The organism is Chitinophaga sp. YIM B06452, assembly GCF_039655965.1.
Taxonomy (GTDB): Bacteria; Bacteroidota; Bacteroidia; order Chitinophagales; family Chitinophagaceae; genus Chitinophaga.
In genome coordinates this window covers 629,677-644,672 of record NZ_JAWLKY010000001.1, presented here as the reverse complement: position 1 = coordinate 644,672, position 14,996 = coordinate 629,677, and the positions used below count along the sequence as shown (strand labels likewise).

At 52.6% G+C, this 14,996-nt stretch carries 17 protein-coding genes; 7 read left to right on the top strand and 10 right to left on the bottom strand.

Annotation, left to right across the window (positions count from 1 at the left end):
- Positions 1–125: 125 nt before the first annotated feature.
- A complete protein-coding gene (locus R3I13_RS02300) occupies positions 126–419 on the bottom strand; it encodes a cell division protein ZapA (RefSeq protein WP_120518383.1) in 294 nt (97 codons plus the stop codon).
- A gap of 225 nt (positions 420–644) precedes the next feature.
- Between R3I13_RS02300 and R3I13_RS02295 the strand changes: the two genes are divergently transcribed.
- Together R3I13_RS02295 and R3I13_RS02290 are read left to right on the top strand one after the other, a co-directional pair.
- Complete coding sequence (locus tag R3I13_RS02295) at positions 645–1,133, top strand: antitoxin Xre/MbcA/ParS toxin-binding domain-containing protein (protein ID WP_346316298.1); 489 nt, start codon at positions 645–647, stop codon at positions 1,131–1,133.
- A gap of 12 nt (positions 1,134–1,145) precedes the next feature.
- Entirely contained in the window at positions 1,146–1,592 is a 447-nt protein-coding gene (locus tag R3I13_RS02290) for an RES family NAD+ phosphorylase (protein ID WP_346316297.1), read from the top strand.
- Between the two features lie 145 nt (positions 1,593–1,737).
- Here R3I13_RS02290 and R3I13_RS02285 read toward each other — a convergent pair whose 3' ends face one another.
- Positions 1,738–2,043, bottom strand: coding sequence for a hypothetical protein (locus tag R3I13_RS02285; RefSeq protein WP_346316296.1), 306 nt, complete (start codon positions 2,041–2,043; stop codon positions 1,738–1,740).
- Positions 2,044–4,476, bottom strand: coding sequence for a phenylalanine--tRNA ligase subunit beta (gene pheT / locus R3I13_RS02280; RefSeq protein WP_346316295.1), 2,433 nt, complete (start codon positions 4,474–4,476; stop codon positions 2,044–2,046). It lies immediately after the preceding gene.
- Positions 4,477–4,960: 484 nt separating this feature from the next.
- On the opposite strand from pheT, the gene dnaB reads away from it, so the two are divergent.
- The 3 genes from dnaB to R3I13_RS02265 all read left to right on the top strand — a co-directional run bounded on the left by dnaB (position 4,961) and on the right by R3I13_RS02265 (position 8,698).
- The gene (gene dnaB, locus R3I13_RS02275; protein ID WP_346316294.1) at positions 4,961–6,538 is read left to right on the top strand and encodes a replicative DNA helicase; all 1,578 of its coding nucleotides are present in this window, start codon (positions 4,961–4,963) and stop codon (positions 6,536–6,538) included.
- Between the two features lie 78 nt (positions 6,539–6,616).
- Entirely contained in the window at positions 6,617–7,978 is a 1,362-nt protein-coding gene (locus R3I13_RS02270; protein WP_346316293.1) for an MATE family efflux transporter, read from the top strand.
- 9 nt (positions 7,979–7,987) lie between these two features.
- Complete coding sequence (locus R3I13_RS02265) at positions 7,988–8,698, top strand: RsmE family RNA methyltransferase (RefSeq protein ID WP_346316292.1); 711 nt, start codon at positions 7,988–7,990, stop codon at positions 8,696–8,698.
- A 201-nt stretch (positions 8,699–8,899) separates the two neighbouring features.
- On the opposite strand, the gene R3I13_RS02260 is transcribed toward R3I13_RS02265, so the two are convergent.
- From R3I13_RS02260 to R3I13_RS02230, 7 genes are all read right to left on the bottom strand, one after another.
- Positions 8,900–9,679: a TerC family protein gene (locus tag R3I13_RS02260; RefSeq protein ID WP_346316291.1), complete on the bottom strand. Its 780-nt coding sequence runs from the start codon at positions 9,677–9,679 to the stop codon at positions 8,900–8,902.
- 3 nt (positions 9,680–9,682) lie between these two features.
- The gene (locus tag R3I13_RS02255) at positions 9,683–10,714 is read right to left on the bottom strand and encodes a quinone-dependent dihydroorotate dehydrogenase (RefSeq protein ID WP_346316290.1); all 1,032 of its coding nucleotides are present in this window, start codon (positions 10,712–10,714) and stop codon (positions 9,683–9,685) included.
- Positions 10,715–10,887: 173 nt separating this feature from the next.
- Positions 10,888–11,466 carry a YdeI/OmpD-associated family protein gene (locus R3I13_RS02250; RefSeq protein ID WP_346316289.1) on the bottom strand — a complete coding sequence of 193 codons (579 nt, stop codon included), beginning with the start codon at positions 11,464–11,466 and terminating at the stop codon, positions 10,888–10,890.
- Positions 11,467–11,497: 31 nt separating this feature from the next.
- A complete protein-coding gene (locus R3I13_RS02245; protein WP_346316288.1) occupies positions 11,498–12,085 on the bottom strand; it encodes a YdeI/OmpD-associated family protein in 588 nt (195 codons plus the stop codon).
- 11 nt (positions 12,086–12,096) lie between these two features.
- Positions 12,097–12,489 (bottom strand): DoxX family protein, encoded by a 393-nt coding sequence (locus R3I13_RS02240; protein ID WP_346316287.1) that lies wholly within the window; start codon positions 12,487–12,489, stop codon positions 12,097–12,099.
- A gap of 6 nt (positions 12,490–12,495) precedes the next feature.
- Positions 12,496–12,963 (bottom strand): SRPBCC domain-containing protein, encoded by a 468-nt coding sequence (locus tag R3I13_RS02235; RefSeq protein ID WP_346316286.1) that lies wholly within the window; start codon positions 12,961–12,963, stop codon positions 12,496–12,498.
- Positions 12,964–12,969: 6 nt separating this feature from the next.
- Positions 12,970–13,293, bottom strand: coding sequence for a metalloregulator ArsR/SmtB family transcription factor (locus tag R3I13_RS02230; protein ID WP_346316285.1), 324 nt, complete (start codon positions 13,291–13,293; stop codon positions 12,970–12,972).
- 139 nt (positions 13,294–13,432) lie between these two features.
- On the opposite strand from R3I13_RS02230, the gene R3I13_RS02225 reads away from it, so the two are divergent.
- Both R3I13_RS02225 and R3I13_RS02220 read left to right on the top strand, forming a co-directional pair.
- On the top strand, positions 13,433–13,939 hold the full coding sequence (locus R3I13_RS02225; protein ID WP_346316284.1) for an RNA polymerase sigma-70 factor: 507 nt from the start codon (positions 13,433–13,435) through the stop codon (positions 13,937–13,939).
- A gap of 64 nt (positions 13,940–14,003) precedes the next feature.
- Positions 14,004–14,984, top strand: coding sequence for a FecR domain-containing protein (locus tag R3I13_RS02220; protein ID WP_346316283.1), 981 nt, complete (start codon positions 14,004–14,006; stop codon positions 14,982–14,984).
- The last annotated feature ends 12 nt before the right edge of the window (positions 14,985–14,996 follow it).

Sequence of the window (14,996 nt, the reverse complement as noted above, 5' to 3'; positions counted from 1 at the left end):
TCCCTGGCCCGTTTCCAGCGAAAGGGCTAAAGCCGACCCGCGAAAATAACAAAAAAATAGCAGCAAAGCACAGGGGAGCTTGTGATAATGAATAATTTATGGATGCTAAACGTTGCAGTGCCGGGCTATTTAAGCTGCTCATCCAGCAGATTGTCAAGGTGTTGCAGCTTTTCCCGGAGGAAAGGGGCTACCCCGGCCTGGGCTTTTCCGCCGCTGGTGGCTGGGTGGGTGGCATACATGATCAGGGCCATGGCGATATAATCCTGGATATCTTTCCCGGCATAGGCGGCTTTGAACTCGATGATCTTTTCATTCACTTCTTTCATGACTCTCCGCACATCTTCTTCTTCTTCCGTGCGGATCTTTATCCTGTAGGTGCGGTCTGCAACAACAATATTGACGGGTATTAGAGGTTCCATTATATGTTGGGTTGGTGTACGCTGCAAATGTAACAAAAGCGCGGGCTTCGGGAAGTGGAAAAATAATTGCTGGGTTTTTTCACAATAGTGTGAATATTATCTTTATAATTGATAAAAATATACGAATTCGTGAATTTCCTGATCTCATTTTGAGAGTAATACAATCAATCCGAAAAAATTCACGGAGGCGGGTATACAAATGTCAATTAAAAACTTATCTTCGCTATGAACTCAAAGCCAGACAAGGCTAAATCGGGCGCCGGCAAAAAAGCCGCCGCCGCCCGCAAGCCGGTAACAGACGGGCACGACATGCTGGTATCTTACGAATCGATCGTAAAAATGCAAAAGGTATTATTTACAAAGAAGATCGAAGTTGTGAAATCCGGTGTGACCAAGGAGCAGCTGACCCGCCTCAAAGAGATATTCGAGTTGGATTACGATACACTGAGTGCCCTGCTGGTCGTAACTAACCGTTCCCTTCACCTTAAAAAGGGGAAGGATATCCTGAACCGGAACATCAGCGACCGCATCATTGCGATTGCCGATGTGTTCAGCCTGGGCTATAACGTGTTCAACAGCAGGGAATTATTCCACCGCTGGCTGCGCCAGCCCTCCCGCGACCTTGGCGGGGTGGTGCCCCTCGCCATGCTCGATACCATTACCGGTATGGAAGAGGTGAAGCAGCAGCTGATGCGCATGGAAATGCACTCGTAGAAATTTTTACTTATGAAGTTGTATAGAATGGTAAAAAAAGACCGCTGCCGGGATATGAGCGCAAGCGGTAAGGCAGACCGTTGGAATTACGCGACGGATCCCTGCCTGCATGCCAAGGATCACCCTGCGATGTGCCTGGTGGAAAGCGACCTGGTGACAGGGCTGTTCACCGTGCCTGACGGGTATGTGATCGTTGAATATGAAGTGCCGGACAGCATCCGGTATATCAGGGAAGAGCAGCTGCCAGTAGGCTGGGACCAGTTTCCTTTCGGCTTCGAAACCCGGGAGTTTGGCTCGGCGCTGTTGCAGCAGGCGGAAAAACTGGTACTGGCCTTTCCTTCACCCGAAATGAACCGCCAGTGGAATTACCTGGTCAACCTGCGGCATCCGCTGGCAAAAGAGATCAGGATCATAGACGATTATCCCCCGAACCGTAAACAGCCCCCGGCAGGAATTTGAGTAGGTTAAACACATGTATGTCCCATGCCAGATAACACCAAAACAAATGCATTTCCGGCTACAGGAAATGAGCATCAATAACAATAATAATCGGTATATCCTGCCGACAGCAGAGAGGCGGCGGCATTGGCCGGCAACCGGAAAATCAGGAATTGAGTAACGCAATACAGCGGTCGATCTCCCTTATATAATCGTTGATCTTACCACGTACCTCCTTCCGGAACGCGTCTTCCTCTTCGGAAAGCCCGTTGCCCTGCGTGATAGTGGCTATTTTGGCAAGTTTCAGCTTCTCATCTAAAGCCTCGATGGTTTGCTGGTGCTGCAACAGCTCATCCTGCTGCTGCTGCACCTGCTCGCGCAGCAGGGCATTGTCTGCCTGCGACTGCTGCAGCTTCCTGAACAGCTGTTGCAGCTTGTCCTCGATGCTTTGTATATACTGTTCGATCTCCATTTATTTGCGGATCTCCGCCTGCAATTGTGATTCGAAGGCTTTTACGAGCTTGTTAATCAGTGCATCCGTTTCCTGGTCTGTCAGCGTTTTCTGCTTGTCCTGGAAGGTGAAGCTCACAGCGTAAGACTTCTTGCCGGCGCCCAGCTTCTCACTTTCAAAAACGTCGAACAGGTTGATATGTTGCAGGAGGGATGTTTTCACGGAACGGGCCGCTGTTTCCACCGCGGCGAAAGTAACGTTTTTGTCCAGCACCAGCGCCAGGTCCCTGCGCACGGCCGGGAAGCGGGGGATCTCTTCGTAGAAGGAATCCTTTGTCTGCAGCTGTTTCAGTATCTCTTCCCAATAAAAATCCGCATACCAAACGGCTTGTTTGATATCGAATTCCTTCAGTTTTTTCGCTTCCACGCCGCCGGCAACGGCTACGGTTTTGCCGTTCACGCTTATTTCAAATGCGGGCTGAAGGCCGTGTATACTAGTGGCGGTCATCTGCGCGGCAGGCAGGGCCAGCTGCTGCAGGATGTTGCCGATGAAGCTTTTCAGGTAATAGAAATCCACCGGCTGGCTCTTATGCATCCAGTTCTCCGGCAGCTTCTGGCCAGTGAGGTACAGGCTGAGATGAGCCGTTTCGGGGTATTGCCCTACTTCTTCTTTCCGGTAGGTTTTCCCGAATTCGAAGAACAGCAGGTCTTCGTTGCGGCGGTTCAGATTGTAGGCAATGCGTTCCAGGCCGGTTTCCAGCATGGAAGGGCGCATTACGTCCAGGTCGGAAGTGAGGCTGTTCAGCATTTTCACCAGGGTATCTTCATCCAGGTGCTTGTAGTACTGGCTGTTGGTGATAGAGTTGGTGAAGATCTCGGAAAAGCCGTTGGAGGCAAGGTAATCCGCCACTTTTTCCTTCACGCGCTCTTTGTCTGGCTGGGCCTGGCGGCTGGGCACCATGCGCACGAACTCAGGGATGGGAATGTTGTCCAGCCCGTCTATCCGCATGATCTCTTCCACGATGTCCGCCGGGATATTGATATCCGGTTTGTGCAGCGGCGGTGTGGCGCGCAGTTCCGTATCGTTTTCGGAATGCACGGTGAAGCCAAGGCTGCAGAGGATGTTCTTCACTTTCTCAGGGGCGTAGGTATGGCCGCTGAGTTTATTGATATAGGCGTAAGTGATGTCTATGTGTTTGGGCGCCGCGGGCGACGGATAGGCGTCTATGATCTCTGAAGCGGGCGCGCCATGCGCCAGTTCGTTGATGAGGGCAACAGCCCTTTCGAGGGCGAAAGGAGCGAGCGTAATGTCCAGCCCTTTTTCGAAACGTACGGCAGCGTCTGTACGGAGGCCGTGGCGCACGGAAGTTTTGCGGATGCCGGTGGCGCTGAAGTAGGCGCTTTCCAGGAAAATATTGGTGGTTTCAGCTTTAACGCCGGAATTGAGGCCGCCGAAGACGCCTGCGATACACATCGGGTTGTTCTCCCCGTCGCAGATCATGAGGTCGCCCGCGTCCAGCTTGCGTTCTTTACCATCCAGGGAAAGGAAGAGCGTGCCGGCGGGCAGGTTCTGTATGATCACTTTGTTGCCTTTCACCTGGTCCGCATCAAATGCATGCAGGGGCTGGCCGGTTTCGTGCAGCACGTAGTTGGTGATGTCTACGATATTGTTAATGGGCCTTACGCCGATGGCCTGCAAGCGGTGCTGCATCCAGGCGGGGGATGGGCCTACTTTCACGCCGGTGATGCTCTGGCCGCAATAACGCGGGCAGGCTTCGGTATTTTTCACTTCCACGCCGATATTCAGCGGCTGTGCGGCTTTGGTGGCGGCGTGTATGCCTGGTTTGCGAACCTGGTATACGGAGGTATTTTCGTTATTGTTCAGCCAGGCGCAAACGTCGCGGGCTACGCCCATATGGCTCATAGCGTCCATGTGGTTGGGGGTGAGGCCGATCTCGTATACCCAGTCCTGCACGGGCTTGAACAGCTCGCGGGCGGTGGTGCCGGGTTGGAGGGACGGGTCCAGCACGAGGATGCCTTCGTGGCTGGCGCCAAGGCCTATTTCGTCTTCCGCGCAGATCATGCCGAAGCTTTCTTCGCCGCGGATCTTGGCTTTTTTCATGGTCAGGGGCTCGCCGGAAGAGGGGTAAATAGTAACGCCGATGGGGGCTACGACTACTTTCTGGCCGGCGGCTACGTTGGGGGCGCCGCATACGATAGACAGCGGTTCGCCATTGCCGATATTCACTTTGGTTAAACGGAGCTTGTCTGCATTGGGGTGTTGTTCCACGCTCAATACTTCGCCGATCACGAGTCCTTCCAGGCTGCCTTTCACGCTTTCGAACCGCTCGAGGCTTTCCACTTCAAGGCCGATGGCCGTTAAGATCACAGAAAGTTCCTCCGGGGTGGGTTTCACCGGTAAATAATCACACAGCCAGTTGTACGAAATAGTCATTGTATGCTCCTTGTATTATCCTGCCCGATACCGTGGTATCGATTTAATTTTGTGAAAATCAATTATTTCAATCACTTTTGCACGCTTCGTACAGCCATGATTGTGCCGCGTAAAGTTAACAACTTCTGCTGTACGGAAACGGGGAATTTTCCCAAAGAAAATGTGGAAAATCTTTTTGCACAAAAAATGTGAATAATCGGACCTTTGCTATGGATTTTCCGCCATTTTGGTGGATAACCCTGTGCGAAACGGTGGATAACCGGGTGGAGTCTGTGCTTTTAGCGGTGGATTGCCGACGAATAAATATAGTTCCGGGGGAAGAAGGTTTTATCGGAAAAATGCCTTTACCTTAGTTTCCCTGGCTGAAAAAATTTACAATTTGTTAAAGAAAGCGAAAGATTCAACGTGCCCAAAATGTTGTAAACAAATGAGCCAAAACCATCCGGTAACCATTTTTTTAACCTTATTAACGCCTAAAATATAAATGGATCTCAATCTGAAGAAAGACCGTAATACCCGCAGGAAGCCGGGTGTAGACATATCTACAATGGTTTACGGCAAAATCCCCCCTCAGGCGAAAGAATTGGAAGAAGCAGTGCTGGGTGCCCTTATGCTTGAAAAAGGGGCGTTTGATGTTGTGATCGAGATCCTGAAATCTGAATGTTTTTATGTAGATGCCCACCAGAAGATCTTTGCAGCCATGCAGCGCCTGGCCGCAAAATCGATGCCGGTGGATATCCTCACCGTGGTGGAAGAGCTGAAGGCCTCCGCCGAGCTCGACCTGGTGGGAGGCCCCTTCGCCGTTACCCGCCTCACCAATATGGTGGTTTCCTCCGCCAATATCGAAGCGCACGCCCGTATCGTATTGCAGAAATTCATCCAGCGTGAGCTGATCCGCATTTCCGGGGAGATCATCAGCGAAGCGTATGAAGATACCGCCGACGTGTTCGACCTGCTGGACGCCGCGGAATCCAAGCTGTTTGAAGTTACCAATAACCACCTCCGCAAGAACTACGATTCCATCGACCGCGTACTGGTGAATACCATTAAGCGTATCGAGGACCTTCGCAACAAAGGCGACGATATCACCGGCGTACCGTCCGGCTTCCCGTCGCTGGACAAGATCACTTACGGCTGGCAACCCTCCGACCTGATCATCCTGGCGGCCCGCCCTGCGGTGGGTAAAACGGCCTTTGCGCTGAACCTGGCCAGGAACGCGGCCCTTCACCCGAAATTCCCGAAAGGCGCGGCTGTGTTCAGCCTTGAGATGTCCAGCGGGCAGATCGTTCAGCGTATCCTTTCCGCCGAATCCGAGATCCACCTCGAGAAGATCACCAGGGGTAAGCTTGAAGAGCATGAAATGCGCAAGCTGATGACCCACGGTATCGAACGCCTGGCCAAAGCGCCCATATTCATAGACGATACACCCGGCCTCAACATCTTTGAGCTGCGCGCCAAATGCCGCAGGCTGGTGCACAACCATGGGGTAGGCATCATCATCATCGACTACCTCCAGCTGATGAGCGGTGCGGCAGACGGGCGCAATACCAACCGCGAGCAGGAGATCAGCAAGATCTCCCGCGACCTGAAAGGCCTGGCCAAGGAGCTGCATGTGCCGGTACTGGCGCTTTCACAGCTGAGCCGTGATGTGGAGAAAAGGAAGGACGGCAACAAGATGCCCCAGCTGAGCGACCTTCGCGAATCCGGCGCCATCGAGCAGGATGCGGACATGGTAATGTTCATTTACCGCCCTGAGTACTACGACATCACGACCAACGAGCACGGCGAATCCAATAAAGGTGAAACCCACGTGCGTATCGCCAAACACCGTAACGGCCAGCTGGATACCGTGAAACTCCGCGCTGTGCTGCAGTTCCAGCGTTTTGAAGACGATGGTTTCGTGGACGGGCCACCGGCGCCGGCAGGCGGCGGTTCCTTCGCGGGCATGAAAGGCCACCCCGGCAGCGGCGGTTACGATGAAGCCAAGATCTTCATCCAGAAAGGATCGAAGATGAACGACATGGATTTTGAAGACGACGCATTCGGGGATGCCCCGTTCTAAACGGGAAACATCTTTAACAGATACTAAAAAGCCGGTCCGTTCTGAAAAGAAACCGGCTTTTTTAATGGATCATACACCATGAAACGCATATACACCAAATACAAAACGCATTACACCCACAATTTCCACCTCGCCTACCCGGTAGTGATCTCGCAACTGGGCCACACCCTCGTAGGCCTGAGCGACAGCATCATCATCGGCCATACCGGGAAGGTGCCGCTGGCGGCGGTTTCCCTGGGCGTGAGCCTGTTCTCCATCTTTATGGTCACCGGCATCGGCATGTCATACGGCCTTACGCCGCTCATCGCGCAGGAAAACGGGCGCAACAACCGCGGCTACTGCGGGCATTTGCTGGCGCATAGTTTTATCATCAACATGATCACGGGCCTGGTGCTGACCGGCGGCATACTGCTGGTGGGCAACAACCTGGAGCGGATGAAACAACCCGCAGATGTAGCCGCGCAGGCGGAGATATTCCTGCGGTACCTTGCCGCGTCTTACATCCCGCTGATGGTGTTCCTCACGTTCAAACAATTTGCGGAGGGACTGGGCTTTACGCGCCAGGCGATGAACATCAGCATTATCGGCAACCTGCTGAATATCCTGCTGGGCATTGTGCTGGTATACGGCCTGCTCGGCATGCCGCGTATAGGCATTGCGGGCGTGGGGATCGCTACTTTTACAGACCGGCTGCTGATGGGTATTACCATGGCCTGGTATGTGCTCAAAAGCCCGCGTTTTAAAGAGTACCTGTCCACGTTCCATTTCAGGGCTATCAGCGCCGCTTCGCTGAAGAAGATCGCGGGGCTGGGCATGCCGGTGGCATTGCAGTATATTTTTGAGGTGAGTGCTTTCAGCGGCGCTGTGATCATGGCGGGATGGATCGGTTCCGCACAGCAGGCGGCCCACCAGATCGCGATCAGCCTGGCTTCTATGACCTATATGATGGCCAGCGGCATATCCGCGGCTGCCGGCATCCGTAGTGGCAACAACCTGGGCGCGCAGAATTTCAAAGACCTGCGGCATTCCGCCATTGCCAGCTATCATATGGTGCTGGTACTGATGGGCATGGCCGCGCTGGTGTTCGTTTTGGGCAACCGCATCCTGCCGGCCATGTATATACAAGATCCGGCGGTGATCCACATCGCGTCGGGCTTGCTGCTTATCGCGGCATTCTTCCAGCTGTTCGACGGCACGCAGGTAGTAGGCCTTGGCGTGCTGCGCGGGCTGGGCGATGTGAAGCTGCCCACGGTGATCACCATGCTGGCATACTGGGTGCTGGGACTGCCGGTGGGTTACCTGCTGGGCTTCACGTTCGGCTTCGGCGTGTATGGCATCTGGTGGGGGCTCTCGCTGGGATTGCTGATCGCTTCCGTTTTATTGTTCTTCCGCTTCCAGGCCATCACCCGCGGTTTGGAACGGACTGCCGGAAAAATATAATTTTACAGGATGGAGTTACCCGTATTTTATGCAAAGGAACTGATACCAGGCGCCGCATCGTTCACGATGGACGAGCCCACGAGTAAATATTGCATCCAGGTGCTGCGGCGGCAGAAAGGGGATAAGGTGTTGCTGGCAGACGGCAAAGGCCACCGCTACGAAGCGGAGATCACAGACGATCACCGCAAAAAATGCGTAACTGCCATCACGAACGTGGAAAGCATGCCGCACCCCGAACCGGGGATCCGTATAGCCATTGCCTTTACAAAAAATGCGGCGCGCATGGAATGGTTCCTCGAAAAAGCGGTGGAGATCGGCGTGCAGGGTATTATCCCGCTGGTAACGCTTCGTACGGAAAAGGAAAAGCTGAAGGCGGAAAGGCTGGAAAACATCCTCGTGTCTGCGATGCTGCAATCGCGCCAATGGTTCCTGCCGGAACTGTCGGAACCCACCCCGCTGGAATCGCTGATGAGCACTACAGGACAGCGTTTCATTGCCCATTGCCTGCCCGGCGATAAGCCGCACCTGCTCGCTGCGATGCAGCCCGGGAAAGATACTATTTTACTGGTCGGCCCGGAAGGGGATTTTGTCCCGCAGGAAGTGGACCTGGCTTTGCAATATGGTTTCACACCCGTGAGCCTGGGCAATACCCGCCTGCGTACGGAAACGGCGGGGATGGTGGGATGCGCGCTGATGGCGGCGGTGAATGCGGCGAAGTAGAAAAGCGTGGTTTCTCTGGCTGATGCTATTTTACCCTACGTCAAGTCCGGACCAAGTCCACGTCATGTCCACCTTTTATTCGGGTATTCCTCGCCAGCCACTTGGGTTTCCGGCGATGATGCCTGTATCTTGTTTCGATGGTAATATAATGTCAGTATAGTGCAAAAAAAGAAGGGGCTGCATTCCGCAACCCCTTTTTCGTTATTTCAAATCTTTTTCTTTCGGATTCACCGGCCCATGCAGCTTTACCGGATCGGATTTTCTCCGCATCCTCATATTCAGCAGCTCTACAGCGAAAGAGAACGCCATGGCGAAATACACGTAGTTCTTCAGGTGAAGGTTGTGCGCCGCTTCGGCATTCCAGCCTTCAATGATCAGGATGCCGCCTACCATGATGAGGAAGGAAAGCGCCAGCATTTTGAGCGTGGGATGTTTGTGAATGAAATTGCTGATGCGCGGCGCGAAGGTGAACATGATGAACATGGCAATGATAACCGCCACGATCATGATCTCTACGTGCTTGGCCAGCCCTACCGCTGTGATGATGCTGTCGAAGGAGAATACCATATCGATGATGATGATCTGCCCTACCACATTTAACAGCGTAGCGCCGCCTTTCGCGCCCACCTTGGGCGTTTCGTCGTCTTCGCCTTCCAGCTTATGGTGAATTTCGAGGGTGGTCTTTATGAGCAGGAACAGGCCGCCCGCCAGCATGATGAGGTCGCGGAGGGAAATGCCTTTGCCGAAGATGAAGAACAGCGGGTCTACGGCTCTTACGATATAACCGATGAACAGCAGCAGGATGATGCGCACGGCGATGCCGGTGAACATCCAGATGCGCCTTGCCTGTAATCTTTTGGCTTCCGGCAGGCGGTTCATTACGATGGAAACGAAAATAACATTGTCTATACCCAGCACCACTTCCATAACGGTGAGGGTCAGCAGGCTGATAAGAGAATCTAAGGTCAGTAATTCTTCCATGATCTATGATTGTAATGATAATCCCTGGCAGATCTTTTTAACGATGGTGGGGCCTTCGTAGATGAAACCGGTGTATACCTGCACGAGGGAGGCGCCGGCATCCAGTTTTTCCTGTGCGTCGGCAGTGGTGAAAATGCCGCCTACGGCGATGATGGGTATGTTGCCGCCGGAACCTTTATGAATGTAGCGGATCACCTCGGTGGCCCTGCTTTTCACCGGCAGCCCGCTTAGCCCGCCCATGCCGATCTTTTCCAGTTCGGCGGCCGGGGTGGAAAGGCCTTCGCGGCTGATAGTGGTATTGGTGGCCACAATGCCCGCCAGACCTGTGTCCTGCACGATCTCGATGATATCGTCCAGCTGTTCGTTGGTAAGGTCAGGGGCGATCTTCAGCAGGATGGGCTTGGGTTTGCTTTTTTGTGAATTGAGGGTTTGCAGGTGATGGAGCAATTGCTTGAGCGGCTCTTTCTCCTGCAGGGCGCGAAGGCCGGGGGTATTGGGCGAACTGACGTTCACCACGAAATAATCCACCCCGTCGAACAGGGCGTGGAAACATTTTTCGTAATCGCTCACCGCGTCTTCGTTGGGCGTGAGTTTATTCTTCCCGATGTTGCCGCCTACGATGATGTTCGACCGTCTTTTCTGCAGCCTTTTGGCGGCAGCTCTTACGCCTTCATTATTGAAACCCATGCGGTTGATGAGAGCCTGGTCTTCCGGCAGGCGGAACAGCCGTGGCTGGTCGTTGCCCGGTTGCGGCAGGGGAGTAACGGTGCCGATCTCCACGAAACCGAAGCCGAGATGGGCCAGCTCGTCGATATAGCGCGCGTCTTTGTCGAAACCTGCTGCCAGGCCTACGGGATTGGAGAAAGTAAGGCCCCAGAGTTTCCTTTCCAGGCCGTTGGTTTTCGGCTGGCAGAAAGCGTCCAGCACGTTGCGGCCGAAAGGAAGGGCGTTCACGACTTTTAATCCCCGCATCACGCTGTGGTGAATGCTTTCGGGGGGGAAGCGGAAAAGTATTTTCTTAATGAAACCGTACATGTACGCGCAAAGATATAAAAAGTCCGTCATTGCGAGGAGCAATAGGGAATACTGTGCAGCAGGAAATGCGACGAAGCAATCTCAAATATTGGAGTGGATCAATCCAGTGAAGGAGATTGCTTCGTCGCGCCCCCGCTTTGGCTTTGCAGCTCCTCGCAATGACGCAAGGGGTGCTAATCATTTAACCCTTTTCCGCCGAGGATCTGCTGCATGTATTTTTCGATCCGTGATATCCTGGTTTTGGATTGTTTGGGCGCGGAAAAATAAAGAAGGTAGCCCCGCTGCCGCCCCGGCGTCAACGCATTGAAAGCGGCTTTAAAGGCGGGCATTTCGTCCATTTTCTGTTGCAGTTCTTCGGGGATGGTAAATTCTTCCACCTTTTTGGACGGTATTTTCAACCCGGCCCTTTCCACTTCAATGGCTTCGTAGATGTAGGCCTTCAGCACGGGTGCCATGGCGGTTACCTCGCGCACGCTGGTGAATTTGATGATGCGCGAGGTGTTGGAATTTTCAGTCTGCTGGATCAGCACGCCATCAGGGTCCTGCAGCAGCGCGCCTTTGAAGAAGCCCAGCACGCAGCTGTCCTTTAATTCGCCCATTATCACGATGTTCGCGCCCTGGAACGAATAACAGGGTTGCCACCACTTGAAATCCTCGGTCAGCCCGCAGTCAAGAATGATCTTCCGGAGCACCGCGAGCTCTTTCCCCCATTTTTTTGCGTTGCTGATAAATGAGTCAACCTTCGGGTTCATGTTGTTCGTGTTTGAATATGCTATAATCCGCTTAATCGTCCAATCCTTTCCCACTGAGGATCTGTGGCATATATTTCTCCACTCTCGACTCCCGGGTCTTGGATAGTTTGGGTGCGGAAAAATAGAAAAGATAGGCTCTTTGCCGCCCGGGCGTTAATGCTTCAAATGCCTTTTTCAAAGCAGGTTGTTTGTCCAGTTTTTGTTGAAATTCTTCAGGGACTTTAAAATCTGCCGTCTTTTTTAAAGGTACTTTCATGCCGGCCCTTTCCACTTCAATGGCTTCATAGATGTACCTTTTCACCACCGGCGCCAGTTTTTTAACTTCGCTGATATTGGTGAACCGGATCTGGCGTGCGCCCTGCACATTCTCCGTCTGCTGGATCAGGATACCTTCAGGGTCCACCAGCAGGGAGCCTTTGAAGAACAAATACGCGCAGTATTCTTTAAACTCATGTATCAGCACTACGTTGCTGCCATTATCCGTATAACAGGGGCAGCCCCACTTCAGTTCTTCGGTCAGTCCACAGCTGAGCGCGATCTCTCTCATTTTCTCCATCTCTTTTTCCCACTTCTCGGATTTGCTGAAATAAAAATCAACTTTGGGATTCATGTTATTCATGTTACTCAGTTTTATTGATTAACAGAAACGGTTTTTCTATCCGCAGGCCTGAAGTACCATGATAGCACAGTCAGGACCAATAACAATAACGGCGGGGCTACGTCGCCGAAAGAATTGCCGGTTGCGATATGTGAAATGATTGCGCCGGACATGGCAAAGAAAAAGCCCGCATACGCCCACTCTTTCAGTAAAGCAAATTTAGGGATTAGTACCGCTATAACGCCCAGGATTTTCCATATACCCAGTATCGTTAGGAAATACAGCGGGTAACCTAATTTGTTGGTCACCACTTCCACTTCCTCTTTTACCTGCAGCAGCTGTACCAGCCCGGTGGATACCATGCCCAGGGCAAGCCAGATAGTAGCGATCCAGTAGATGATCTTATTTCTTTTTGTCGCAGTCATAACGGTTTATTTTAGTTTGCTTACAATTTTTTCCAGTTCATTATGCGCCCAGTTGACGCCTTGTTTAAACGGCAGCTTCAGGTTCTCGTCCCTCAGCGCATTGGAGCGGTATACTACGTGCATGTTGAGCCTGCTCGTGTCTTCAGTGAGTTTTTCAAATTCCAGGAACTCCAGCGTCGCGCCGTAAGGCGCATTCATCATTTCAAAAGTACGGGTGATCTTTTCGTTTGGGGTGAATTCATGAATGGCGCCATTTATCACGAGCACCACATTGCCATTTTGGTCTTTGGTCTCAAAATGGTAGCCACCGTACTTTTTGTTTTCCAGCTTCAGCACCATAGTGCCCATCCATTGTTCCAGCAGCTCAGGCTCGGTATATGCCCTGAACAATAATTCCAGGGGCAGGTCGAATTCCCTCGTGATGAAGAGGTCCTGCCTGCCTTCCTCGGCTTTGACTTTGGTTTTCAGTTCCATAACAGTTTATTTTTTGGGTTTGTAGGTTTTCATGATCGCTTCCAGTTTGTTGAACCGGTCGTCCCACATCTTGCGAAACGGCTCAAGAAAGTCCGCTATCTCTTTCATTTTCCTGGGATTTAAATGATAATAGATCTCCCGGCCATTTTGTTCCTGCCGGAGCAATTCGCATTCAGTGAGTATTTGCAGGTGCTTCGAAACGGTCGGTCTGGCGGTGTCGAAGTTCGAAGCTATTGCGCCTGCCGTCATGGACTGCGAGGCCACCAACAGCAAAATAGCCCTCCTCGTCGGGTCTGCTATGGCTTGGAAAACATCTCTTCTCAGGTTCATCGTGTAGCTATTTGACTACAAATATATGTGTAGTTATTTAACTACACAAATTTTTTTAAACCGGCAAGCGGGCGTCTTATTTTAACATTCCCTATTTGGTTAATCAGCCGTGGCCGCCTAATTTTGCCCGGATTATAATATGTTGGACCTCCAGGCATTTGAACGGCTCTTCCGGGAGCATCATGCGCATTGCCTTGCCTTCGCCATTCATTATACGGGCGACCCGTATGAGGCGGAAGAAGTAGTGCAGCTTGTTTTCTCCCAGCTTTGGGAGAAGCGGGAAAGCATTATGATCAACGGGTCTGAGCGTTCCTATCTTTTTACGGCCATCCGCAACACTGCCATCAGTCAATGGCGCAAGCAGAATGTGAGGGCGGAGAAGGAGCTGTCGTTTGGCCGCATGCAGGATGATATCGTTCACCTGTCTGTGCAGGCGCGGGAGCTGGAGCAGAAGCTGCAGCTGGCGCTGGAAAAGTTGCCCGAGCGTTGCCGCGAGGTTTTTTTGCTCAGCCGGAAGGAGCAGCTGAAATATGCGGAGATCGCGACGGTCATGAATATTTCCGTTAAAACCGTTGAAAATCAAATGGGTAAGGCGCTCAAGATCCTCCACCAGGAGCTGAGGGAGTACCTGAACCTGTTTTTTTGATAAGAATAGGGGGAAAGCGCCTTTGTGTGCGTCTTTTACGTAACTGATAACTTTACAACTGTTCATGAGCAATTTGCAACCTGATGAGGCTTTATACTCCTTGCTGTGCAAGTACCTGCTGGACGAGGCTGACGCAGCCGAGCGCCAATGGGTAGATGCCTGGCGGAGCGAGGCGCCGGCCAACGAGGAAGCGCTTGCTGCCATCCGCAGGATGCTGGAAGTGCCGCTCCCCGTGGCCGCGTACCCCGGCCTCAGTACGGATGCAAGCTGGGAAAGGCTCAGGGCGGGTATTGCCGGGAAAGTTGAAGAGGCGAAACGGCCTGCTACGGTAATACCTATACGCGGCAGTTACCGCTGGCTGGGCATCGCCGCCGCTGTGTTAGTGCTGGCGCTTGGTGTTACCTGGGTGTTGCTGCCTTCAGGAGGGCGGGAAGAACAGGTGTTTGCCGGCGGGCAGCATGCCGCGTTGCCTGATGGCAGTAGAGTGCAATTGTACCCCGGCGCGGAAATGAAAATGGAAAGCGGTTTCGGGAAAAACGAACGCCGGGTGGCATTTACAGGCAAAGGGGAATTCAATATCAGCCCCAACCCCCACGCCCCGTTCGTCATTCTCCTGGGCCGCACTGAAATAAAAGTGCTCGGCACCCGTTTTACCGTAGATTATAAAGCCGGAAACCTGGTGATACATGTTTCCAGCGGGAAGATACAGGTAAACGACCCGGACCGCCGCGAGAGCGTGGTGCTCACTGAAGGAATGCTGCTGCGGCGCAATGAAACGAAAGAACCGTTTACCGTTGCGGCGCACATACCAGACCTGGAAATGAAACGCCTCGTATTCAGGGATGTGCCGCTGGAAGATGTGATACGATCCATAGAAGCGATGTATAACGTGCAGGTGGAAGTGAAAGATACATCACTCCTGCGCCAGGCCATCACTTCCAATTTTGAAAATGAGACCATCGATAACGTGATGGCGGCCATTGCTTTTATTACCAATACCTCCGCAGAGAAAACCGGAGCGCAGCAGTTTACCCTGCAACCATAATAACCTGACCTT

Coding starts and splice junctions, on each gene's coding strand:
- R3I13_RS02300 (WP_120518383.1), bottom strand. CDS start 419: ATGGAACCTCTAATACCCGTCAATATTGTTGTTGCAGACCGCACCTAC.
- R3I13_RS02295 (WP_346316298.1), top strand. CDS start 645: ATGAACTCAAAGCCAGACAAGGCTAAATCGGGCGCCGGCAAAAAAGCC.
- R3I13_RS02290 (WP_346316297.1), top strand. CDS start 1,146: ATGAAGTTGTATAGAATGGTAAAAAAAGACCGCTGCCGGGATATGAGC.
- R3I13_RS02285 (WP_346316296.1), bottom strand. CDS start 2,043: ATGGAGATCGAACAGTATATACAAAGCATCGAGGACAAGCTGCAACAG.
- pheT (WP_346316295.1), bottom strand. CDS start 4,476: ATGACTATTTCGTACAACTGGCTGTGTGATTATTTACCGGTGAAACCC.
- dnaB (WP_346316294.1), top strand. CDS start 4,961: ATGGATCTCAATCTGAAGAAAGACCGTAATACCCGCAGGAAGCCGGGT.
- R3I13_RS02270 (WP_346316293.1), top strand. CDS start 6,617: ATGAAACGCATATACACCAAATACAAAACGCATTACACCCACAATTTC.
- R3I13_RS02265 (WP_346316292.1), top strand. CDS start 7,988: ATGGAGTTACCCGTATTTTATGCAAAGGAACTGATACCAGGCGCCGCA.
- R3I13_RS02260 (WP_346316291.1), bottom strand. CDS start 9,679: ATGGAAGAATTACTGACCTTAGATTCTCTTATCAGCCTGCTGACCCTC.
- R3I13_RS02255 (WP_346316290.1), bottom strand. CDS start 10,714: ATGTACGGTTTCATTAAGAAAATACTTTTCCGCTTCCCCCCCGAAAGC.
- R3I13_RS02250 (WP_346316289.1), bottom strand. CDS start 11,466: ATGAACCCGAAGGTTGACTCATTTATCAGCAACGCAAAAAAATGGGGG.
- R3I13_RS02245 (WP_346316288.1), bottom strand. CDS start 12,085: ATGAATAACATGAATCCCAAAGTTGATTTTTATTTCAGCAAATCCGAG.
- R3I13_RS02240 (WP_346316287.1), bottom strand. CDS start 12,489: ATGACTGCGACAAAAAGAAATAAGATCATCTACTGGATCGCTACTATC.
- R3I13_RS02235 (WP_346316286.1), bottom strand. CDS start 12,963: ATGGAACTGAAAACCAAAGTCAAAGCCGAGGAAGGCAGGCAGGACCTC.
- R3I13_RS02230 (WP_346316285.1), bottom strand. CDS start 13,293: ATGAACCTGAGAAGAGATGTTTTCCAAGCCATAGCAGACCCGACGAGG.
- R3I13_RS02225 (WP_346316284.1), top strand. CDS start 13,433: ATGTTGGACCTCCAGGCATTTGAACGGCTCTTCCGGGAGCATCATGCG.
- R3I13_RS02220 (WP_346316283.1), top strand. CDS start 14,004: ATGAGCAATTTGCAACCTGATGAGGCTTTATACTCCTTGCTGTGCAAG.